The following is a 21,041-nucleotide window of genomic DNA, read 5'->3' as shown; positions in this document are numbered from 1 at the left end:
TCTGGTACGACGACGTGCTCCAGCAGCTCCCGTAGTTTCGTCCCCGGGCGGTGATTCGCTCGGACGAAGCTCGAAATCGCCAGTGAGCGGAACATCGCTCGCTGGCGATTTTTTTATGCCTTCGCGAGGTCGCCTGTATTTTCTTCCGATTCGCGAAGTCTGAGATTGGCTGTGGCGTGAGAGGTTACAAAGACTTTCGCCGCATTCTTTGCGTGGTGACTTGACTGGCCGATTACACCCGCCTTTAATGATTCTACTTCCGATGCGGACCGGGAACGGTGAATCGCACGCAATGGCGACTCGGGAGCCGCGTAATGGCTGGGTGGACGGGGAATAGAGGCGGGTAGCGCGGGTTGTGGAGGGGCCGGAAGGAGCGCCGGTCGCGGGGGAGGCGGGACAGCGAGTGACCTTGGAGGCTCGCGTGTCAGAGGGGTGTGTATAGATTGGCTGGCACCTGAAGAAACCAGAAGGTGTCGTCGTCCGTAGACTCAAGAGCTTTTCATCAACGCCTTCCAGTCATCCAATCCCATGGGTTGGGTGTCTGGTGTCAACGCAGTACATCCAGGAGCGTACCATGCAGATCAAGACCAAGGTTCGTGGCGGTCCCCGTGGTTGTGGTGGTGGCGTGCTGACCACGCAGGTCCGTACCCAGCTGCCGTAGTCGACTGGCCTCACCGCTTCATCCATCCGACTCCAGCGATGGAGTCATCCTCACCAGGAGCTCATCATGCAGATCAAGACCAAGGTTCGTGGCGGTCCCCGTGGTTGCGGTGGTTCCCTGCCCGTGCTGACCGGCACGGTCCGCACCCAGCTGCCGTAGTCGGCGCTGAATCATCCTCACCCGACTCCAGCGATGGAGTCATCCTCACCAAGGAGCACATCATGCAGATCAAGACCAAGGTTCGTGGCGGTCCCCGTGGTTGTGGTGGTGGCGTGATCATCGCGGTGCGTTCCGACGCGCTCGCGGCCATCCCGTAGTCCTCCGTCAGCATCCCGAGCTGACTTCACTCACACCTGATTCCGAGGAGTCCATCATGCAGATCAAGACCAAGGTTCGTGGCGGTCCCCGTGGCTGTGGCGGTGGTATTGCGATTCCCGTGCGCACCACGGGCGGCGTCCTCACGCAGATCCCGTAGTCGTCAGTCCTCGCGACTGAGTCCAACCCAGGCTGTTCTCGATAGGAGCTCGTCATGCAGATCAAGACCAAGGTTCGTGGTGGTCCCCGTGGCTGTGGTGGCTCTCTCCCGCTGCCCACGCAGCCCGTGCTGGACGCCTACGCGCTGTAGTCCTTGTTCGGGCACGTAGAGTGCCTGTCCAAGACGCGAGTCGCCAGGGGGCGGAGTTGCTCGCCCTCTGGCGGCTGTCGTTGCGGGGCCCGGTGGGGTTCGCGCGATTCCCTGACGTGGGGAGGGCGCGCTTGAGTCCCCGGGATGCTCAACCCGGTTCATGTGGATGCCTGGCGGGCGGCCATCGTCGGCAACGCGCGGCTCGAGGGCCGCCCGGTGCGCGCGCTGATGCTCGAGGACCCGTGGGCGGGCTGCTTCGTGCGGAGCCCGGAGACCTTCCTGGGCTTCGAGGTGGACGGGGGCTTCGAGCCGTCGTTCGACCGGTGGTTCGACCGGACGAAGGAGCGGGAGCTGCTCGCGGCGACGCGGGAGTACGTCGCGTTCGTGGGGCCTCAGGCGCGCGAGGACCACTCGGGCGACGTGTTCTACGCGGCCATGGGACAGAAGGCGCTGGAGCTGCTGACGGACACGGAGGCGAGCTTCCAGACGCGGCTGGCGACCCCGCGGGAGGCGGACGTGAAGGAGTACCGCCGGCGCAGCAAGGACTGGTGGCCCGTGCAGCCGGCGGCGCGAGGACGACGTGGCCGGTGGCGATGAGTGTCTCCTCCACGGCGAGCGAGACGGCGCCCGCCTGCGTGGGCTTGCAGTGCACGCCAATGGCGATGCCCGCGGCGGCCAGCAGCGCGGCGAACGAGGTGGTCTCGAACCCCCTCATCCCCAGGATGCCCAGCCGCAACAGGAGGGTGAGGGAGCCGGTGACAGCGACGCGATGTCCCGGATGAGCGTGGCGTCGAACCGCCGCTTCTGCAGCGTCAGGTTCAACACACGCCGGAAGGTGCTGATGAGTGCACGTCCCACGAACCACAACACGAGGGCGCCCATTGCCTTGAGCAGGAACGGGAAGGCCTCCGCGAGAGCCAACGTCTTTTCAGGGCGCGGTGACGAGCCGCAGCCCTCGCTCCCGGACCAGCGCCTCGCGGGCCGCGTCCGACACCGAGGTTCCTCGGACATCCAGCACGCGCAGTTGGGGGAGCGCGCGCAGCGAGGCCAGGCCCGCGTCGGTGACCCCGGTGCGGGGCAGGTGGAGCGTGTGCAGCGTCCTGGGCAGGTGACCCAGGGCTGCATCGCCGATGCGCGCTCGGGCGAGGCTGAGCCAGGTGAGCTGGGGGAAGCTCCTCAGGGCCTGGAGGCTCTCGTCGTTGAGCCACGTGGCGCCCAGGTCCAGCCGCGTCAGCCGCGGCAGTCGCTGGAGGGCCCCCAGTCCGGAGCCGCTGATGGGCGTGCCCGCGACGTGAATCGACTCCAAGCCGGCCAGCTCGGCCAACTGCCCCAGCCCCAGGTCGGTGAGCAGGGTGCGCTCGGCGCGCAGGGACTGGAGGTGGGGCAGGGCGCGCAGCGCGGGCAGCCACTCGTCGTTGAAGGCGGTCCGGCTCACGTCCAGCTCGCGCAGACCCGCGGGCAGATGCCCCAGGGCCTGGGGGCCCATCGGCGTGGCGCTCAGGTCGAGCCGGACCAGTCGCTCCAGCCCTCGAAGCGCGGCGAGCGAGTCATCCGTCACGGCCAGGCCGGACAGGCCCAGCCGCTCCAGCACGATGAAGCCCGCGAGCACGTCGAGTCCCCCCGCCGTGAGGGCGGTCCTCGACACGTCCAGCTCCCGCAGGGCCGCGAGTCCTCGCACCTGTCGCAGGGCCGCGTCGTCCACGCGGGTGTCGTCGAGGTGGAGCAGCTCCAGCGCGCTCAGTGCCGCGAGGTGCTGGAGCCCCGGGCCCCGAAGCTGGGTCTTCGTGAGGACCAGGGCGCGCAGCGCCGTCAGGCCGGAGAGGTGGACGAGGCCCAGGTCGGTGAGGCGGGTGTGGCCCAGGTGCAGCGCCTCCAGGTTCCGCAGCGTGCCGAGGTGCGCGAGGCCCGTGTCGGTGAGCCCGGTGCGCGCGAGGCCCAGCTGCGTGAGGCCCGGCAGCTCCCGCAGCCGCGCGAGGCCCGCGTCCGTCACGTGCGTCCCGCTCAGCACCAGCGTGTGCAGGCGCGCGCCGGGAACCCAGGCGAGGACGGTGTCGTCCACCGCGGTGTCGGAGAGGTCCAGCCACTCGAGCTCCGACTGGGCGGCGAGGGGAGACAGCGCACGCGGGCTGATGGCGGTGCTCGCGAGGGTGAGGCGCCGCAGCGTCGTCAGCCCGGAGAGGAAGCCGAGGCCCGCGTCGGAGATGGCCGTCTCATCCAGGCGCACGACGGTCAGCCTCCGCATCCCCCTCACGTGCGCGAGCCCCACGTCGGTCACGCGTGTGCCGTCCAGGTGCAGGGCCTCCAGGGCGGTGAGCTCCCGCAGGGCCTCCAGGTGCGCGTCGCCCAGCGGAGTGCCCGAGGCGCGCAGGCCCACCGCGCCCGAGTCGCGCAGCAGCCGCGCGAGGAGCGACGGGGCGGGCAGGGGCGCCGAGTCGAAGCAGAGCTCGGGCACCTGATGCGCCTTCAACGCGGTGGCCCGCTGACGTGCCTCCTCCTCCGTGACGAGCGCGCCGAGCGGCTCCGCGCACCACCTGCCCCCGGTGGGGGGCTGGAAGCCGGCCGCGTCCGCCGTCAGGGAGCGCCAGCGCTCGAGCCCTCCCTCCGGCAGCACGCGGTAGGCGGTGAGCACCGCGGGAGATGGCTCGACGCGCGGAGGGGGAGGGGCGACGGGCGGCCTGGTGGCGCAGCCCATCAGGAATCCCACGAGGAGTCGCCACGTCCCAGGTCTCATCGGGCCGAGCGTAGCGGTTCCCCTCCCGCATCAGGAGGACTTCGTCGCCGCCAGGAGCCTCTCCACCGCGACGAGCACGGCGGCCGCGCTGGCCGGGTGCTTGACGAAGGCGGCGGGGTTGAGGTTCGACAGGCGGCCCATCAGCGAGTCCGGTCCGCTCACGTTCACCATGACGATGCGCGAGCCGGGGCGCGCCGCCGTGCTGAGCACATCCAGCGCGGAGCCCGTGTCCACGATGATGATGCGCGCGGGCTTGTCGCTGTCCGTCACGACGCGCAGGCCCTTCTGCTCGAACAGCTCGGTGAGGAGCGCCATCAAGCGCGCGTCCGACAGGCGCACCAGCACCGGCTCCCGTGTGTCCAGCTCCACCGCGTTGGCGGCCTGGGGCGCGGGCCCCTTGCCCAGCTCCCTCACGTCCTTCTTCAAGAGCTCCATCACGTCCGTCTTCAGCACGCCCCGCACGCGCTGGAGCAGCGAGGCGTCCTGGGCCACGAACGCCTTCAATCGCTGCTCGCCGTCGGGTGCCAGCTGCGTGAAGGCCACGCCCATGCCGTCCTCGCGCGACCACGCCACCTGACCGAAGGCCCGCAGCGCCTGGGCCGAGTCGGGGAGGGTGATGCGCAGCTCCAGCGTGCTCCCCACCGGCAGCGCGCGCGGGGTGCGGATGGCGAGCCCTCCCGTGCCGATGTTCCTGCTGTACGCGCGCACCACGTCATCCTGCGTGGCGAACGTCAGCTCCAACACCGCGTCCGCGCGAGCGGGACGCGCGGGCAGGGGACTGCCCTCGGGGGGCAGCGCTCCCAATTCCAGCAGCACGTCCCGGAGCAACTCCAGACGCTGGGCTTCGTCGGGGCCGAGCGGCGCCGCGCGCTGTCGCTCCAGCAGCGTCTTGTATTCCTCGAGCGCGTTGGCGCGTGGACTTCCCATGATGCCCCCCTGCCTGCCTTTCGCGCCTCCCAGCCTGCCATGTCCTCACGGACTGGCGCGAGAGGTCCACTTCCACCCCGTCCTCATGCATACACCCTGGTATAGGCCAGCGCATGGACGTCCCTCCCTCGCTCCCTACCCGCCCGGGCCTGCTGTCGAGCCTGCTGCGCTGGGGCGTGGCGTGCGCGGCGATGCCGCCCCTGCTCACGCCCGCGCTCCTGCTGGGGCCCGTCAGCCCCGGGGCCTCGGACGCGCTGATGCGGACGTGGTGTCTGTGGGCCCGGCGCGTCTTCGGCGTGGACGTGGAGGTGGTGGACCACAACGAGGGCCGCTACGACGCGTCCTCGTACCTGTTCCTGCAGTTGAACCAGACGAGCTTGAGCGAGACGTTCGTGACGCCCCCGGTGCTGCCCCGGCCCGTGCGCATCTTCATGAACATCGAGTATGCGGCGCTGCCCTTCGCGGGCTGGGTGCCCTGGGCCCAGGGCTCCACGGTGGTGGTGCGCCAGTGGAGCGCGCAGGCCCGTCGCGCCGTGGACCGCGCCGCCCAGGCCCTGCGCGCGGGCGCCAGCTATTACATGTCCATCGAGGGCCGGCGCAGCGAGGACGGCCGGCTCAATCCCTACCGCAAGGGCGCGGCGGTGCTCGCCATCCGCTCCGGCGCCGCCCTGGTCCCCATGGTGTTCCACGGCGCGCGGGACGTGCTGCCCTTCGGGGAGTGGCGCGTCAGGCCGGGGCGGGTGCGCGTGGAGCTGTTGCCCGCCATCCCCACCGAGGGCCTGCGCTACGAGGACCGGGACGCGCTCGTGGAGCGGCTGCGCGCCCTCGCCCGGGAGCGGGGCTTGGAATAGCCCCGCCCGGGGGTAGGCTCCAGGGCATGTCCTACCAACGCAACCCGGTGAAGGCGCCACGCGTGTCGGGGCTGGCGCTCAAGGCGTTCGTCAACACCCTGGAGAGCGCCGTCGGCTCACCCGTGCTGGAGAAGCTGGTGCGCGACAGCGGCATCGACCGGTGGCGGGAGCTGTCCGCCGGTGATGCGCCCCCGCTCCAATACCCGCTGCCTCCGGGCGCGCCCGCCACCGAGCCCCAGTCCCCCACGGAGCAGGCCTCGCGCGCCATCCTGGCGCAGCCCGTGACGCCGGAGCGCGAGACGGTGGGCGCGTATGTCCGGGCCTACCGCGAGGGCGGCGCGGACCCGGTCTCCGTGGCCCGTCGCCTGAACGAGGCCATCGACCGGCTGGAGCGCGGCGAGGCGCGCATGGGGTGGTTCATCGCGCGCAAGCCCGACGAGCTGCTCCGTGCCGCCGAGGCCTCCGCCGGGCGCCATCGCGAGGGCCGCGCGCTGAGCGTGCTGGACGGCGTGCCGGTGGTGCTCAAGGACGAGGTGGACCTGGCGGGCTTCCCCACCACGCTGGGCACGCGCTTCCGCCACCAGGTGGCCTCGGTGGACTCGACGGTGGCCGCGCGCCTCAAGGCCGCGGGCGCGCTCATCCTGGGCAAGGCCAACATGAACGAGATTGGCATCAACCCCATCGGGTTGAATCCGCACCACGGCGTCGCGCGCAACCCGTGGAACCGGGGCCACATCACCGGAGGCAGCTCCAGCGGCTCGGCCGCCGTCGTCGCCGCGGGCCTGTGTCCGCTGAGCATCGGCGCGGACGGCGGTGGCTCCATCCGCATCCCGGCGGCCCTGTGCGGCATCGTCGGCCTCAAGGCGACGTGGGGCCGCATCCCCGAGACGGGCGTGCCGCCGCTGTGCTGGAACGTGGGGCACGTGGGGCCCATGGGCCTCACGGTGGATGACGTCGCGGCGGCGTATGCGCTGCTCGCCGGACCTGACGGCAAGGACCTGGTCTCCCAGGGACAGCCCCCGCATCACCTGTCCGGTTACGAGCGCGCGGACCTGACGGGCGTGAGGCTGGGCATCTGCTGGCCCTACTTCGAGGACGCGTCACCGGACGTGGTGGCGCGCTGCAAGGAGGCGGTGCGCGCGCTGACGGCCGCGGGCGCCACCGTGGTGGAGGTGCCCGCGCCGGATTTGAACACCGTGCTCTGGACGCACAGCTGCATCATCCTCAGCGAGATGGCCGAGGCGATGCTGCCGCACTCGCGCGAGCACGCCTCGGACTTCGGGCTCGACTCGCGCACCAACCTGGCCATCGGCCGGCACTTCCGCGCCACGGACCTGGTGCACGCCCTGCGCCACCGCCACCGGCTGACGCGCGAGCTGCTCGCCGTCATGGCGGGCGTGGACGTCCTCGTCACCCCGTCGACGGCCACCACCGCGCCCCTCATCCCCGAGGGCACGCTGCCCGACGGCGAGTCGAACCTGCCTGTCGTCGACGCGCTGATGCGCTTCGTGCGCGAGGGGAACCTGACGGGCTTCCCCGCCCTGTCCGTCCCGGCCGGCCACGACAGCGCGGGTCTGCCCGTGGGCCTGCAGCTCATGGGGCGCCCCTATGAGGAGCACCTGCTGCTGCGCCTGGGCCGCGTGGTGGAGCGCGCCACGGCCGCTCGCACGCCCGCCGTGCATGTCACCGCCCTGCGCTGAGCGCGATTCAAAGACATCCTGATATTTTTCAGGCCCATCGTCCCTGATGGGCTTGTGTGTCTTGATGCTGGCAAAACCAGAAAGACCCGCCCATATTCCCTCGGCGCGGCAGCCTGGGTTCTCCAGGCCGCCACGGGCCCGTGACTCGCTGGACGTCAATTCCTGGCATCCGGTTCCGGGCAGGAGGAATTGTTTCATGCAACTGCGTCCGCAGGTGGGTTGGGTACCGTTCTTCCTCGCGGCGTCGCTGGTGGCGGCGTGTGGTCCGTCCTCGTCGGAGACGCCCGCGCCAGCGCCGGAGTCGACCGGCGTGCGGGCCTCGCCGTTGGTGGAGCTGGTGGTCAACGGAGACTTCAGCAACGGGCAGACGTCACCCTGGTGGAGTGGACCGAACACTCAGTCGGTGGTGGAGAACGGCCGGCTGCGCGTCAACGTCACGGGCGACACGGCGAATCCGTGGGACGCGCCCATGGGGCAGGACCACATCGCGCTCGCGAACGGGCAGGCCTACACGCTGACCTTCACCGCCTCCGCGACGGCGAACGTGACGGTGCGGGCCACGGTGCAGCTGGGCGCGGCGCCGTACACCGCGCCGCTGGACCAGAACATCACGCTGGATGGCACGGCGCGCACGTTCACCTTCCCCTTCACCTCGAATCTCGCGACGGCGGCGGGGCAGGTGACGTTCCAGGTGGGCGGGCGGGGCGCCTTCTCGCTGTTCCTGGACAACATCTCGCTCACCACCTCGGGCGGAGGCAATCCGGGCGGCGGCGGGCCGGTGGCGATGACGAGCGGCTTCTATGTGGACCCCCACTCCAACCCGGCCGTCTGGGTGCGCAACAACGGCGGGGACTCGCGCGCCTCGCGCATCCAGACGTCCATCGCGAGCAAGCCGGGGGCGCGCTGGTTCGGCAACTGGAGCGGCGACATCACGGCCGCGGTGTCCAGCTTCGTGGGCGCGGCGGACACGGCCGACAAGCTGCCGGTGCTCGTGGCGTACAACATCCCCGGGCGTGACTGCGGCAGCCACTCCGGCGGCGGCGCGGGCAGCCCGGAGGCCTATCGCGCGTGGATCTCCGCCTTCGTCACCGGCCTGGGCAGCCGTCCCGCCATCGTCATCATCGAGCCGGACGCCGTCGCGCAGCTGGATTGTCTGCCCAACGACACCGAGCGCCAGACGCGCCTGGGCCTGCTGCGCTACGCGACGGAGCAGCTGCGCGACAGGGCGCCCAACACCTGGGCCTACCTGGACGGCGGCAACGCGAACTGGATTGGCGCGGACACCATGGCGCAGCGACTGGAGTCCGCGGGCGTGCGCAACATCCGCGGCTTCGCGCTCAACGTGTCGAACTTCTACACGACGGCGCAGTCGACGACGTACGGCACCCACGTCAACACCGCGCTCACCTCGCGCTACGGCTACACGAAGCCCTTCGTCGTGGACACCAGCCGCAATGGCAACGGGCACAACGGCGAGTGGTGCAACCCCGGCGGCCGCCGGCTGGGCGTGACGTCCCAGGTGGGCGGCGGGGCGGAGCTGCTCCTGTGGGTGAAGGTGCCGGGGGACTCCGACGGCAACTGCGGCATCGCGCCGAACACGCCCGCGGGCACGTTCAGCCCCGACCTGGCCCTCCGGCTCATCGACGGCACCTGACGGGCGCAGCTCAGCCTCGCTTGGGCAGGAGCCGGGCCAGCTCGCGGTCCAGCGTGGCGGCGAAGCGCTGGCGGTCCTGGGCGTTGAAGCCGCTGGGGCCGCCCGTCACGACGCCGCTCTCGCGCAGCTCCTGCATGAAGTTCCGCACGGACAGCCGCTCGGCGATGTTCTCCTCGGAGAACAGCTCGCCGCGCGGGTCCAGGGTCACCACGCCGCGCGGCACCAGCAGCGCCGCCAGGGGGATGTCCTGGGTGACGGCCAGGTCTCCCTTCTGGGCGGAGGTGGCGATGTGCTGGTCCGCCACGTCCAGCCCCGCGCCCACCTGCACGGTGGAGACGAGCTCCGAGCGGGGCAGGGACAGGGACTTGTTGGCCACGAAGACGAGCGGCACCTTCAGGCGCTGTGAGGCGCGCAGGAGGATGTCGCGGACGGGCGTGGGGCAGGCATCGGCGTCGACCCAGATTCGCATGGCGCTCGCATCCTCGCGTGGACAGGCGCGAAGATGAAGTGCTTGACGACGCCCAGGCGTGGCGCTCGGATGCGCGCCCATGTCCGAGCTGCTCACCCGCGCCGAAGCCTCGAATCACGCCGAAACCTCGCGTCATTCCGACGTGCTCGCCTTCATCGACGAGCTCTGCCGCCGCACGAAGCTCGCCCGACGGGTGGACTTCGGCACCAGCGGCGAGGGCCAGCCCCTGGTGTCGCTGGTGGTGAGCGACCGCGGCTGCTTCACGCCGGAGCTGGCGCGCAAGCAGAAGAAGGTCGTGGTGATGGTGGAGGCCAACATCCACGCCGGCGAGGTGGAGGGCAAGGAGTCGGTGCTCGCGCTCGCGCGGGATTTGACGCTCACGAAGCTGGGCCAGAAGCTGCTCGACAAGCTGGTGCTGGTGCTGGTGCCGAACTTCAACCCGGACGGCAATGACCGCATCAGCCCCAACAACCGCAAGCTGAACCTCCAGGACCTGGAGGGGCAGGTCAACCCGGCGGGCGGCGTGGGCACGCGCTACACGGGCGAGGGCTGGAACCTCAACCGCGACAGCACCAAGCAGGAGGCGCCGGAGACGCGCGCCATGGCGAAGCTGCACCAGACGTGGTGGCCGGAGCTGTTCATCGACTGCCACACCACCGACGGCAGCATCCACGACTTCGACCTGACCTACGACACGTCGCACTCCAACGAGCCGCTGTTCCAGGAGCTGCGTGACTACAACCGGCAGATGCTGGACCGCGTCGCGCAGGCGGTCCAGAAGCGCCACGGCTTCGACAGCTTCTGGTACGGCAACTACCGCGAGGAGGGCGTGCCCACCTCGGGCTGGCACACGTACCCGGCGCTGCCGCGCTTCGGCAGCCACTACCGGGGGCTGCTCGGGCGGCTGGACGTGCTGCTGGAGACGTACAGCTACATCGACTTCCCGCGCCGCTGCGCGGTGATGTACGCGTGGCTGCTGGAGCTGATTCGCGAGGCGGCCCGGAGCGCGAAGACGTACCGCGCGCTCACCCAGGCGCAGGAGGAGGCCATCATCGCCCGGGGCACCACGCCGGATCCGCAGACGCTGGTGGGCATCAACTACGGCGTGGCCACGCGGGACGGGGAGGGGAAGCTGACGTTCGACTACCCGGCCTACGTGAAGCCCGGTGACGTGGCGCGCATCCAGGCGTTCGACGAGAAGAGCGTCACGGAGCGGCGCTTCCCGGGCAAGAAGCGCAAGGTCTACCGCGTGCCGCACTTCCGCACCTTCATCCCGACGCAGTCGGTGAGCACGCCGGAGGCGTACCTGGTGCCCGCGGCGCTGGCGCCCCGGCTGGAGTCGCAGGGCATCCGCTTCGAGGTGCTCCCCAAGGCGCAGCGCTTCCTGGTGGACAGCTACCGCATCGCCCGGCGCGAGGAGACCTTCAGCCCGGACGTGGCCGCCAATGTGCCGCCGCCGGGGCAGGCGGAGGTGCCGCTGAGCCAGAAGCCCAAGCCGGTGCGCTTCGAGACGGTGCTGACGGTGTCGCCCGAGCGCGGCGAGCGCGAGTTCGCCCAGGGCACGCTCCGCGTCCCCACCGCGCAGCGCGCGGGCACGCTGGCCGTCTACCTGCTGGAGCCGCACTCCGATGACGGCTTCTGCCGGTGGCAGTTCCTGGACACCTTGTTGGAGGTGGGCGGTTACTACCCCGTGCACCGCGTGGTGAGCCCCGCTCCCGCGCCGAAGAAGGCGGAGTGAGGCCCAAGGGCCCTGGCGCGGGTCGGGGTCCAGCAGGGTGGCAACGTCACCGCGACGCTGGAGTGCCCGCCTGACGGGGGGCACGCCGTTCATCCCTGAGGCGGCGCGGTTCATCCCAGGGCCCGTGGAAGCGGTCCCGGGAGATGGCTAGCCTCCGTGCGCATGCGCGACGCGGAGCCGGTTCGTCCCCGAGTGGATGAGGTGGAGCCCCTGCCGTCCTGGGCCGTGTGGCTCGGGGCGTTGGGGTGGTGGCTCGCGGATGCGCTCATCTCCGTGAGCCAGACGCAGCTGCTGCAACGCATCGGCGAGCTGAAGGTCGTCGAGGGGGCGCTGTGGCGGATGTCGCTGGCCAGCTCCCTGCTGTGGGTGCCAATCACGGTGATGTGTCTGCGCCTGTCCGAGCGGGTGCCCCTGTCGCGGGGGCACCTGCGGCGGGCGCTGGGCTTCCACGGAGGGGCGCTGCTCGTCGTCGTGCTGGGGCGGGCGACTTTCGTCGTGCTCACGCAGGACCTCATCGGCTGGTACGAGCGCACGCCGCAGGTGCTCGACGTGCTCGCGCAGAGCGTCGTCAACAACCTGCTGCCCTTCGTGTTGCTGACAGCGGGAGCGCATGCGCTGGGCCTGGCGCGCCGCGCGCACGTGCGTCAGCGGCGAGCCGACCAGCTCCAGGCGCAGCTCGCGCAGGCGCGGCTGCAGGCGCTGGCGTCGCAGCTGCGCCCCCACTTCCTCTTCAATGCGCTCAACGCCGTGTCCTCGCTGGTCCACTTGGACCCGGACGCAGCCGAGAAGATGCTGGCGCGCCTGGGGGACTTGCTGCGCCACAGCCTGGAGTCCCATGCGCGGCAGGAGGTGACGCTGCGCGAGGAGCAACAGGCGCTGGCGCCGTACCTGGACATCGAGCAGACGCGCTTCGGGCCTCGCCTGGAGGTCGCCTGGAGGCTGGGGCCCGATGTGCTGGACGCGCGCGTGCCGTATCTGGCGTTGCAGCCGTTGGTGGAGAACGCCATCCGTCATGGGCTGGCGCCGCGCGCGGAGCCCGGGCGCATCGAAATCTCCGCCGAGCGGGAGGGCGACGTGCTGCGTCTGCGTGTGAGCGATGACGGGATGGGGCCTCCCGCGAGCGGCCCTCCGCGAGGTGGCGGGGTGGGGCTGTCGAACCTGCGCGCGCGGCTGGCGACGTTGTACGGGCCTCGGGCCGCGCTGGAGCTGCGCGCGGGGACGCCTCGCGGCGCGGTGGTGGAGTTGCGGGTTCCGCTCGATGACGCGCCCGGCGCGGAGCGGGTGGCCGCATGAGCGCCGCGTGTCGGCGTGTCGTGATGGAGCGCGCGTCTGGGAGGGCCGGGTGATGATGGGCGGTGGTGAAGCGGCGGAGCCGTCGGTGCTTCGCGTGGCGCTCGCGGATGACGAGCCGCTCGCCCGTTCGCGCCTGCGCGCATTGCTCGCCGCGGAGCCGCACGTCGAGCTCGTCTCCGAGGCCGCCAGTGGCGCGGAGGCCGTGCGCGGCGTGCTCCAGTCCTCGCCGGACGTGCTGCTGCTGGACGTCGAGATGCCGGCGGGCGACGGCTTCGAGGTCCTCCGCGCGCTGCCGCCCGAGTCGCTGCCCGTGGTCGTCTTCGTCACCGCGTGGCAGCAGCACGCCGTGCGCGCCTTCGAGGCCCAGGCGTTGGACTTCCTGCTCAAGCCCTATGACAAGGAGCGCTTCCGCGCCGCGCTCGCCCGCGCGCGCCAGCAGGTGCGGCTGGTGCGTCGGGGTGAGGCGGTGGCTCGGCAGGAGGCGCTCCTGTCCGGGCTCGCGCTGGCGGAGGCCCCGCTGCGGCGTCTGCCCGTCAAGGTGGACGGGCGCATCCGCTTCGTCGACTGCTCCGCCATCTCCCACGTCGAGTCCGAGGCCAACTACGTGCGCGTCCACGTGGGCGCGGAGCAGCACGTGCTGCGCGAGACGCTGACGCACCTGGAGGAGCGCCTGGACACGCGGCGCTTCCTGCGCGTGCACCGCTCCGTGCTCGTGAACCTGGACCAGGTGCGCGAGGCGGAGCCGCTGTCCCAGGGGGAGTACCTGCTGGTGCTCGGCTCGAGCGGTACCGCCGTGCGCACCGGTCGCAGCCACCGCGCGCGCGTCGAGGCCGCGCTGGGACTGGGAAGCGACAGCGCCCGCTGAAGGCGCCGTCCCTGGTGGCGCGCCATCCATCCCGCGCCCCCTTCGCTTCATCCCCGCTTCCCGGACAGGCGAGCGGGCTCCGCGTACCTGTACGGCCATGGCGTGAGCGAGCCCGGCTCCTCCCGCCACACCCGAGAGGAGCTCACCATGTCGTCGTCCCGTCGCATCCCCACGCTGCTCGCGACGCTCGCGCTGTCCGTCGCGACGTCCGCCTCCGCCTCCGCGCCCAGCACGCCGGAGGTGCTCTCCCCCGGCTTCATCTCCCTGCCCGAGCAGGAGGAGTGGCGCATCGCCTTCACGCCGGACGGCCGCACCGCGTTCTGGGGCGTGAGCGCCGGCTTCTTCCCCGAGACGCGTCAGGCCACCATCGTCTTCTCCGAGTGGCGCAACGGCCGCTGGACGCAGCCCCGCCCCGCGTCCTTCTCCGGCGTGTACTCGGACATCGACCCGTTCGTCTCCCCCGACGGCCGCCGCCTCTTCTTCTCCTCCATCCGTCCCGTCAACGGCCAGCCGCGCGCGGACGTGGAGATGTGGGTGGTGGAGCGTCGCCGCGATGGCGGCTGGGGCGAGCCGCGTCACCTGGGCGCCGCGGTCCACAGCACCGCCGACGAGCTCTACCCGAGCGTGGACGCGGAGGGCACGCTGTACTTCGGCTCGGACCGTGAGGGCGGCTACGGCGGCTGGGATATCTACCGCTCGCGCCCGCGTCACGACGGCTCCTACGGCCCCGCGGAGAACCTGGGGCCCGCCATCAACACCGAGTACTGGGAGTTCAACCCCAACGTCCTCGCGGACGGCAGGACGCTGCTGTTCGCGTCCATCGCCCGCCCGGATGGCCACGGCTACGGTGACCTCTACGTCGCCCGCAAGACGTGGCGTGGCTGGCAGCCGGCGCGCAACCTGGGGCCGACGGTGAACACGGACCTGGACGAGTACCACCCGACGCTCTCGCCGGACCAGCGCACGCTCTACTTCGTGCGCCACCAGTACGAGCCGTTCGTCCCCGGGGAGCTCTACCACGTCCGCGTCGGCGGGCTGCTGTCCGACGACGGCACCTGCGACGTGAGCCGCTGAGCCACCGCGTGAGCGCTTCCGCCCGGAGTCATCCCTCTTCCGGGCGGAAGGGCCCCGCGCGAGCAGCTCAGCGCGACTGCAGACGCAGGTTGTCCAGGGCCACGTCGGGGTGGCCCTCGGGCAGGTCGACGAAGAACGCGACGGGCTGCGCGGTGCCCAGCTGGAAGTTGGCGCGCACCCGCTTCGCCACCGCGTCACACGGCATGCGTGGCTCCCGCCCGTCGGCGGTGATGAAGCCGCACATCATCCCCCGCGTGGCGCGCGACGTGTCGAAGGCCACGGCCCAGCCGCGCCCCGGCACGAGCGCCTGCCGCGTCGCCACCCACCGCTGTCCGCCGCGAAGCAGCGACGCGAAGCGCGAGGTCTCACCCCGGGTCCACGTGGCCGGCACCGGCACGGACGCGCCGGGCTCCAGGATGCCCACCCCCACGCGCTGCGAGCGGTACTCGAAGCCCTGGGCCAGCATGTCGGAGACGACGACCCACTCCGTCACCGCGGCGGCGCCGGAGTCCGCCTCCAGCGAGAGCTTCAGCGTCTGCGTGCCTCCGCTGTTCGCGACGAAGGTGGTGGCGACGAGCCCCGCGGCCTCGCCCGGACGGCTCTGGGGCCTGGCTCCGCGCAGGAGCGTCTGGCTGCCCAGGGTGAGGGTGACTCGCGGCGGCGTGGCCTCCAGCGCGCGGACGCGGACCGACACGCGATAGCTCATGCCGGAGACCACCCGCGCGGGCGGCAGCGAGAGGGGGCTGCTCCGCCCGACGGGCACCAGCGGCTCGTTGGGGAAGCGCACGCGCTCCCAGGCGGAGCACGTGGCCTCGACGCAGGGCCAGGGCTTGGGAAAGGCCTGCGGCGTGAGCGGGGCGCGGCGCAATAGCCAGACATCGTGCTCCAGCCACAGGTGGAGGTTGGGGAACAGGCCGGGCGATTGGGCATCGCAGACATCCGAGGCGCTCCTCGACTCCACGAGCTTGCGCGTGAAGGCCAGCCGCGCGTAGCCCAGCCCCGCGTCTCCCGGGCCGCGCGCGGTGCGCTCGGGGTCCTCGCAGAGGAAGTCGTAGTCGTGCGCCCGGAACACCCACGAATCCCACACGGCCACGGGCCCGAGCAGCTCCTCGGTGCCCAGCGCCGCGTTGCGCTGGGTGATGCCCGCGCCTGAAGAGCCGTGGCAGCCATGCAGCTCGGTGAGGCGAGCGTCCGTGCCCGTCGACGTCACGCCCAGCGAGACGCGGGGGCGGCCGGAGGGGGACCATGGCGTGGAGCGCAGCGGCAGCAGCTGGTGGGCGTCGTAGTAGTGGTAGTTGAGCGTGGGCTCGTAGCCGGCGTAGCGCGTGTAGTGGCGCCAGAGGTCGGAGCTCCGGTCCGCCGGGATGGTGTAGACCTCGTGGGTCCACGACATCGAGACGGGGACGCCCTCGCCCTCGGACCCGGCCACACCCAGGTAGTCATAGCGACAGCCGGGGCTCGAATCTCCGCAGTCGAGCAGCGCGGTGTCCGCGCGGGGGAAGGCCGCGGGGCAGCGGTAGTCGCCATACGGCCCTCCGCAGCGCGCCACCACGCGGCAGCCGTAGGACGTCGTGCCGTAGCCCGGCCCCAACGGCGTCTTGCGATAGCGCGGGAAGGTGCCCGACAGGCTCCGGGCCGTGGTCTCCCAGTGCACCTCGTCGGCGCGCATGGGGTCATACATGCGGACCTCGAGCAGCTGGTTCGCGGGGGACCACACGTTCGTGGCATCCACGCAATGCGCCGCGGTGATGGCCCGGCGCGGTGAGATGAAGGTGACACCACACGTGTAGCGCAGCGGTGTTCCATCCAGACCCAGGATGGGGGCATGCGTCCCCGGGCGCAGCATGGGCACGAACACCGTCCCATGGCTGAGCCGGCTGCTCGCCCAGGCGCCCGAGGGGGTCAGGTCCACCCGGTAGTAGTCCTGATAGGCCCACTCCACGCGCTGGTCCACGGCCTCCCCACCGGATGTGTCGGGTGACTCCAGGCGGCCGCCGCAGCCGACGAGACAGGTCATCAGGATGGCCAGATGAGAGCTCGCGCGGACGCGCACGGCGCGTCGTGTCGTGTCCATGAATGTTCCCCCCTCGATGACCCGGCGCGGCGCCCCCTCTCCGCGCGAGTGCTGGTGTCACCGGCACCCCGCATCATGCTGCGCATCTCCCCCGCCCAGAGCCCGCACGACCCGCCCATGCGTCTGTCGCCCGTCCCACCCTGGAGGTGTTTCACGTCTTCGGGATGGCACTGCTCCCGCGTCACCCCGTGTGCGGGTTTGCGTGGATTTATGCCAATGAACAATGTATAAACGTGTAATCACGGCATATCTTGCCAAGTCGTGATTCCGGCAGGGGCCGGAGTTGCTCATCCCTGGCAGGGGGCGCGGCCGTCCGCGCGGGTGTGAGAACGCGAATGCAACGCATGTTTGAAATGCGCCAGGGAAGCTGGCGCGTGGGAGTGGTGTGCGCGCTGTTGGCCCTGGGTTCGGCGTGTGGGGACGCGGCGGTGGAGCCCGAGTCACCGGTGCCCGAGGTGGTGGAGGCGGACCCGGCGCGTCATCCGGAGCGTCGTGGCATCGGCATGTTGCCGTTGCCGAGCGGGCCGTCGGCGATGGCCATCACGGTGGACCCTCGGGCGTCGCTCATCGTCACCGAGGACGCCATCGTGAGGAACTTCACGCTGCTGCGGGTGATGACGCAGCTGGTGACGCAGTCGGGTGTCGCGGGCCTGACGCCGCTGGCGCTCTTCCAGGACTGGTGGAGCACGCAGGCGCCCCCGGGCTGTCTGCCCGTCTTCAACACCTTCCCCTTCGAGTGTCCGCGGCCGGAGTCGAACCAGGCGTTCGTCAACCCCTTCATCAACCCGGGCACCAACCCCGACGAGTACATCCCGCTGGCGCTGGTCAACCGCTTCGACCTGGCGCCGGTGTCGGGCAGCGACTGCGGTGAGTACCGCATCGTCTTCGGCAAGCGCTCGGGCATCCCGGGCGGGGGCAATCGCAACCTGCTCATCTTCGAGGCGGTGCTGCCCAACCCCAACCCCGCCGCGGGCCTCAATGGCTGTCAGCCGGTCGCCAACTTCTGGGCCTCGCTGACGGGGATGACCACGCTGTCGTCCCGCATCGCCGCGCTGCAGGGCTTCTACTTCAACGGCCTGCCGGGCGCGGGCGTCATGCCGGTGGTGCACATCGACAACTACGGCAACCGCTCCGGGAGCGTGGCGACGGGGCAGGTGCGCACCAACCAGTTCATCGGGCGGCCGTGGACGCTGCGGGAGTTCAGCGTGCGCCGGACGATGTGCGGCGCCACTCCCTGCCAGCTGCGCTTCGTGCCGGTGACGGTGAAGGTCAACCCGGGTGGGACGCTGTTCAACCCGGCCTCCGGACACGCGCTCGCGCCCGCCTTCCAGAACACGGTGTTCCCCGGACAGGTGCCCGCGCTGGCCGTCAATGACATCAACCTGTTCAACAACACCATCCCGGACGCGTTCAACAGCGGGCAGAGCCACGTGGGGGTGCTCGAGAACCAGTACGTCGCGCAGTTCGGCCCGGGCCCCAGCCCCTTCCACACCAACGTCCAGGCGGCGATTGCCGCGGCGGGCAGCACGCTGACGCCGCAGCAGGTGGTGGCGCGCTCCATGGCGCTGTCGTGCGCCGGCTGCCACGAGAACAGCAACGGCGCCAACCTGGGCGGCGGGCTCGTCTGGCCACCGTCGGGCGGCTTCGTGCACGTGGGCGAGCAGTTCGACCCGCTTTCGGGGGTGTTCGGCCCGCGCTACCGCATCTCCCCGGCGCTCACCAACGTCTTCCTGCCCCACCGCAAGGCGGTGCTGGAGACGTTCCTGAACGCCTCGTGCGGGGATGCCACGTGCCAGCCGTGGGAGACGACCACCGTCTGCCCGGCTGACTGCCCGTAGTCCTCGGTCCACCAAGGTTCGGATGTGGGCGCGGAGGCATGTCTATACTCCGCGCCCACCATGACGGCGGACTCCCTCAAGCAGCACCTGCGGCGCACGCTCCGGTGGGATTTGTGGCTGACGCTCACCCCCGCGCTGCTCCTCATCGGCGTCGCCTTCGCCGCCGCGTTCCACTTCATCAAGCCCGCGCCGCCCAAGACGCTGGTGCTGGCCATGTCCCAGGACGAGGGCGGCTTCCGCTACTACGCGCGGAAGTACCAGGACTTCCTGGCCCGGCACGACATCAAGCTGGAGCTGCGCTCGACGAAGGGCTCCATCGAGAACGTGGCGCTGCTGGCGGACGAGGCCTCGGGCGTGGACGTGGCCTTCGTGCAGAGCGGCACGGTGCCGGGCGACGCCGCGGGGAACGTGGTGTCGCTGGGCAGTCTGTCCTACGTGCCCCTGTGGGTGTTCTACCGGGGCGAGCCCTTGGAGGATGTGCGCCAGCTCAAGGGCCGCAAGGTGGCGGTGGGGCCCGAGGGCAGCGGCACGCGCGCGCTCGCCGTCACGCTCTTGAAGGCGAACGGCATCGACGAGGCGCCCACGGAGCTGATGCCGCTGGAGCGCGAGGCCGCCATCGAGCAGCTCAAGCAGGGGCAGGTGGACGCCATCTTCCTCATCTCTCCGGCCGAGTCGCCCGCCATCCACCGGCTGGCGGCGGTGCCCGGCATCCGGCTGTTGAGCTTCACGCGGGGCGCGGCGTACGCGCGGCGCTTCCCGTACCTGTCGCGGCTGGTGTTGCCCCGGGGCGTGTTCAACCTGGCCGCGGACGTGCCGGCCGAGGACGTGGTGGTCATCGCGCCCACGGCGAACCTGGTGGCGCGAGACTCGCTGCACCCGGCGCTGGCGTATCTGCTGATGCGCGCGGCCAGCGAGGTCCACGGCAACGCGGGCCTGTTGGACGGCGCGGCCGAGTTCCCCGCGCCGCGCGAGACGGGCTTCCCGCTCAGCGACGAGGCGAAGCGCTACTACGAGGCGGGGGTCCCCCTGCTGCAGCGCTACCTGCCGTTCTGGGCCGCCAACCTGGTGGACCGGCTGTGGGTGATGCTGGTGCCCATCATCGCGGTGGTGGTGCCGCTGTTCCGGGCGGTGCCGGCGGTGTACCAGTGGCGCATGCGCTCGCGCATCGTGCGGTGGTATGCGCGGCTGAAGGAGATTGAAATCCAGCTCGATGAGAACCCCGGGCAGCAGATGCTCGAGGACATGCTCAAGCGCCTGGAGGAGGCGGAGCGCGAGGTCAATCGCATCCCCATGCCGCTGGCGTACGCGGAGAACCTCTACTTCTTCCGTGAGCACATCGAGGTGGTGCGCCGTCGGCTCATCCGTCGGCTCTCCGGTGGGCGGGACGGGGCGGACGCGCACGCGCACTCCGCCAGCGCGTAGTCGGCTCGGACCTCGCGCGGGGCGCCGCGCCCGGGAGCGTGGGGACGCGAGGTGGCGGCCCCGGCTCGGTGCTCCACCCGCCCGGCGCCGGCGACAGCCCGGTGCCCGTCACGCGCGCGACGGGGGCACGGGTGACTGGCCCCCTCTGCGTGCTTCGGTCGACGCTTGCCGTCATGGCCACGCGCAACACCTGACAGGCGCGCATCAGGCGCCGCCGCGTGTTCACGTGGGTGAGCCCGAGCTGTGCGGCCATGGTGCGTCCATCCAGGTCCCGCTCGAAGCGCATGACGCAGGCCTGGCGCAGGGCTTCCGGCAACTGGGAGACGTGGCGCCACAGGAGCCGGGCCCGCTCGCGCTCGAGCAGGAGGTGCTCGGGCGAGGGGGCGTGGAGGGGGGCCGTGGCCTCGGTGCACGTGTCGTCGGTGAGGTCGTCCGCGCGGCGGGCCCGTGCGCGGTGCTGGTCCACACAGGTGTTGTGGAGGATGCGCGTCAGCCAGGCCTCGGGGTTGTGGAGGCGGTGGGACTCGCGGGGCCAGGCCTCCGCGGCCCGGAGCATCGCGGCGCCCAGCGCATCCTCCGCGTCAGCGTGGTTGCCTCCGAGCTGGCGCACGCTCCTGGCGAGGAGCCTCGGTTGGTGCTGCCGCCACAGCTCCCAGAAGCGGGTCGACGTCGTTTCGTTGAGAGTCTTCACCGTGGGCTCACCCCTGCGTGTGAGGCCCCCTTGAGCAACGGCCATGCCCAGGCCTGTCCCTCGGACGGCGGCGCCCGGAGGCGTGGACTGGCATGTCAGCGTCGGGCGCTGACATGTCAGCCGAAGGCCCGGGGAGGCTGGCGTCAGACTCGACCCGGGCCTCCTCGGTGTAGCCTGGAGGAGAACCCCGGCTCCGGTGCCGAGCGTCCCCCTCATGTCGCGGCGATTCCTCGATGATGTCTCCACCGCCAGCCCCCCGCGGCGTGGCGGTGACTCCCAGTCCGCGCCCCTGGCGCCGGCGCTGACGCTGGTCTCCCATCCGCTCGCGTCGAGGGTGGGGGAGCGCTACGTGATGGAGGCCTTGCTCGCGGGGCGTGAGGTGGTCCTGTCGCGCAACGAGCCGCTCTTCACGCGCGTGGGGGAGGGGG

Annotated in this window: 15 protein-coding genes and 1 pseudogene; 11 read left to right on the top strand and 5 right to left on the bottom strand. The window is 71.2% G+C overall.

Translation table 11 applies throughout. The features are described from left to right. Positions 1–1,430: 1,430 nt before the first annotated feature. Positions 1,431–1,883, top strand: coding sequence for a hypothetical protein (locus FL311_RS15580; RefSeq protein WP_141325932.1), 453 nt, complete (start codon positions 1,431–1,433; stop codon positions 1,881–1,883). A gap of 331 nt (positions 1,884–2,214) precedes the next feature. Here the strand turns inward: FL311_RS15580 and FL311_RS15575 are convergent, their stop codons facing one another. Both FL311_RS15575 and FL311_RS15570 read right to left on the bottom strand, forming a co-directional pair. Further along, positions 2,215–3,990: a leucine-rich repeat domain-containing protein gene (locus tag FL311_RS15575; protein WP_228556894.1), complete on the bottom strand. Its 1,776-nt coding sequence runs from the start codon at positions 3,988–3,990 to the stop codon at positions 2,215–2,217. Between the two features lie 57 nt (positions 3,991–4,047). Continuing rightward, the gene (locus FL311_RS15570) at positions 4,048–4,944 is read right to left on the bottom strand and encodes a PilZ domain-containing protein (RefSeq protein ID WP_141325930.1); all 897 of its coding nucleotides are present in this window, start codon (positions 4,942–4,944) and stop codon (positions 4,048–4,050) included. 113 nt (positions 4,945–5,057) lie between these two features. Here FL311_RS15570 and FL311_RS15565 point away from each other — a divergent pair, with 113 nt between their 5' ends. From FL311_RS15565 to FL311_RS15555, 3 genes are all read left to right on the top strand, one after another. Next, a complete protein-coding gene (locus FL311_RS15565) occupies positions 5,058–5,795 on the top strand; it encodes a 1-acyl-sn-glycerol-3-phosphate acyltransferase (protein ID WP_141325929.1) in 738 nt (245 codons plus the stop codon). Positions 5,796–5,821: 26 nt separating this feature from the next. Further along, positions 5,822–7,495: an amidase gene (locus FL311_RS15560; protein WP_141325928.1), complete on the top strand. Its 1,674-nt coding sequence runs from the start codon at positions 5,822–5,824 to the stop codon at positions 7,493–7,495. Positions 7,496–7,691: 196 nt separating this feature from the next. After that, positions 7,692–9,149: a glycoside hydrolase family 6 protein gene (locus FL311_RS15555; RefSeq protein WP_141325927.1), complete on the top strand. Its 1,458-nt coding sequence runs from the start codon at positions 7,692–7,694 to the stop codon at positions 9,147–9,149. A gap of 10 nt (positions 9,150–9,159) precedes the next feature. Here the strand turns inward: FL311_RS15555 and FL311_RS15550 are convergent, their stop codons facing one another. Next, positions 9,160–9,618, bottom strand: a complete 459-nt coding sequence (locus FL311_RS15550; RefSeq protein ID WP_141325926.1) for a YaiI/YqxD family protein — start codon at positions 9,616–9,618, stop codon at positions 9,160–9,162. Between the two features lie 79 nt (positions 9,619–9,697). Here FL311_RS15550 and FL311_RS15545 point away from each other — a divergent pair, with 79 nt between their 5' ends. From FL311_RS15545 to FL311_RS15530, 4 genes are all read left to right on the top strand, one after another. Beyond that, the gene (locus FL311_RS15545) at positions 9,698–11,356 is read left to right on the top strand and encodes a M14 family zinc carboxypeptidase (protein ID WP_141325925.1); all 1,659 of its coding nucleotides are present in this window, start codon (positions 9,698–9,700) and stop codon (positions 11,354–11,356) included. 162 nt (positions 11,357–11,518) lie between these two features. Beyond that, a complete protein-coding gene (locus tag FL311_RS15540) occupies positions 11,519–12,649 on the top strand; it encodes a sensor histidine kinase (RefSeq protein WP_141325941.1) in 1,131 nt (376 codons plus the stop codon). A gap of 7 nt (positions 12,650–12,656) precedes the next feature. Then, positions 12,657–13,514: a LytTR family DNA-binding domain-containing protein gene (locus FL311_RS15535; RefSeq protein WP_228556893.1), complete on the top strand. Its 858-nt coding sequence runs from the start codon at positions 12,657–12,659 to the stop codon at positions 13,512–13,514. Between the two features lie 147 nt (positions 13,515–13,661). Continuing rightward, a complete protein-coding gene (locus FL311_RS15530; RefSeq protein ID WP_141325924.1) occupies positions 13,662–14,588 on the top strand; it encodes a PD40 domain-containing protein in 927 nt (308 codons plus the stop codon). A gap of 67 nt (positions 14,589–14,655) precedes the next feature. On the opposite strand, the gene FL311_RS15525 is transcribed toward FL311_RS15530, so the two are convergent. Further along, positions 14,656–16,662, bottom strand: coding sequence for a hypothetical protein (locus FL311_RS15525; RefSeq protein WP_141325923.1), 2,007 nt, complete (start codon positions 16,660–16,662; stop codon positions 14,656–14,658). Between the two features lie 344 nt (positions 16,663–17,006). Here FL311_RS15525 and FL311_RS15520 point away from each other — a divergent pair, with 344 nt between their 5' ends. Both FL311_RS15520 and FL311_RS15515 read left to right on the top strand, forming a co-directional pair. Further along, positions 17,007–18,500, top strand: coding sequence for a hypothetical protein (locus FL311_RS15520; protein WP_141325922.1), 1,494 nt, complete (start codon positions 17,007–17,009; stop codon positions 18,498–18,500). Positions 18,501–18,560: 60 nt separating this feature from the next. Further along, a complete protein-coding gene (locus FL311_RS15515; protein WP_141325921.1) occupies positions 18,561–19,922 on the top strand; it encodes a TAXI family TRAP transporter solute-binding subunit in 1,362 nt (453 codons plus the stop codon). Here FL311_RS15515 and FL311_RS15510 read toward each other — a convergent pair. Further along, positions 19,858–20,613 (bottom strand): RNA polymerase sigma factor, encoded by a 756-nt coding sequence (locus FL311_RS15510; RefSeq protein WP_194869211.1) that lies wholly within the window; start codon positions 20,611–20,613, stop codon positions 19,858–19,860. The genes FL311_RS15515 and FL311_RS15510 overlap by 65 nt on opposite strands. A 214-nt stretch (positions 20,614–20,827) precedes the next feature. Here FL311_RS15510 and FL311_RS15505 point away from each other — a divergent pair. After that, positions 20,828–21,041: pseudogene (locus FL311_RS15505) on the top strand (sigma-54-dependent Fis family transcriptional regulator); the annotation flags it as partial.

The sequence above is a fragment of the Myxococcus sp. AB025B genome (assembly GCF_006518215.1).
Lineage (GTDB): Bacteria > Myxococcota > Myxococcia > Myxococcales > Myxococcaceae > Myxococcus > Myxococcus fulvus.
This window is presented reverse-complemented; position numbering and strand designations above follow the sequence as displayed.

Excerpts from the sequence above, each read along its gene's own strand:
- FL311_RS15580 (WP_141325932.1), top strand. The coding sequence starts at position 1,431 with ATGCTCAACCCGGTTCATGTGGATGCCTGGCGGGCGGCCATCGTCGGC.
- FL311_RS15570 (WP_141325930.1), bottom strand. The coding sequence starts at position 4,944 with ATGGGAAGTCCACGCGCCAACGCGCTCGAGGAATACAAGACGCTGCTG.
- FL311_RS15565 (WP_141325929.1), top strand. The coding sequence starts at position 5,058 with ATGGACGTCCCTCCCTCGCTCCCTACCCGCCCGGGCCTGCTGTCGAGC.
- FL311_RS15560 (WP_141325928.1), top strand. The coding sequence starts at position 5,822 with ATGTCCTACCAACGCAACCCGGTGAAGGCGCCACGCGTGTCGGGGCTG.
- FL311_RS15555 (WP_141325927.1), top strand. The coding sequence starts at position 7,692 with ATGCAACTGCGTCCGCAGGTGGGTTGGGTACCGTTCTTCCTCGCGGCG.
- FL311_RS15550 (WP_141325926.1), bottom strand. The coding sequence starts at position 9,618 with ATGCGAATCTGGGTCGACGCCGATGCCTGCCCCACGCCCGTCCGCGAC.
- FL311_RS15545 (WP_141325925.1), top strand. The coding sequence starts at position 9,698 with ATGTCCGAGCTGCTCACCCGCGCCGAAGCCTCGAATCACGCCGAAACC.
- FL311_RS15540 (WP_141325941.1), top strand. The coding sequence starts at position 11,519 with ATGCGCGACGCGGAGCCGGTTCGTCCCCGAGTGGATGAGGTGGAGCCC.
- FL311_RS15530 (WP_141325924.1), top strand. The coding sequence starts at position 13,662 with ATGTCGTCGTCCCGTCGCATCCCCACGCTGCTCGCGACGCTCGCGCTG.
- FL311_RS15525 (WP_141325923.1), bottom strand. The coding sequence starts at position 16,662 with ATGGACACGACACGACGCGCCGTGCGCGTCCGCGCGAGCTCTCATCTG.
- FL311_RS15520 (WP_141325922.1), top strand. The coding sequence starts at position 17,007 with ATGTTTGAAATGCGCCAGGGAAGCTGGCGCGTGGGAGTGGTGTGCGCG.
- FL311_RS15515 (WP_141325921.1), top strand. The coding sequence starts at position 18,561 with ATGACGGCGGACTCCCTCAAGCAGCACCTGCGGCGCACGCTCCGGTGG.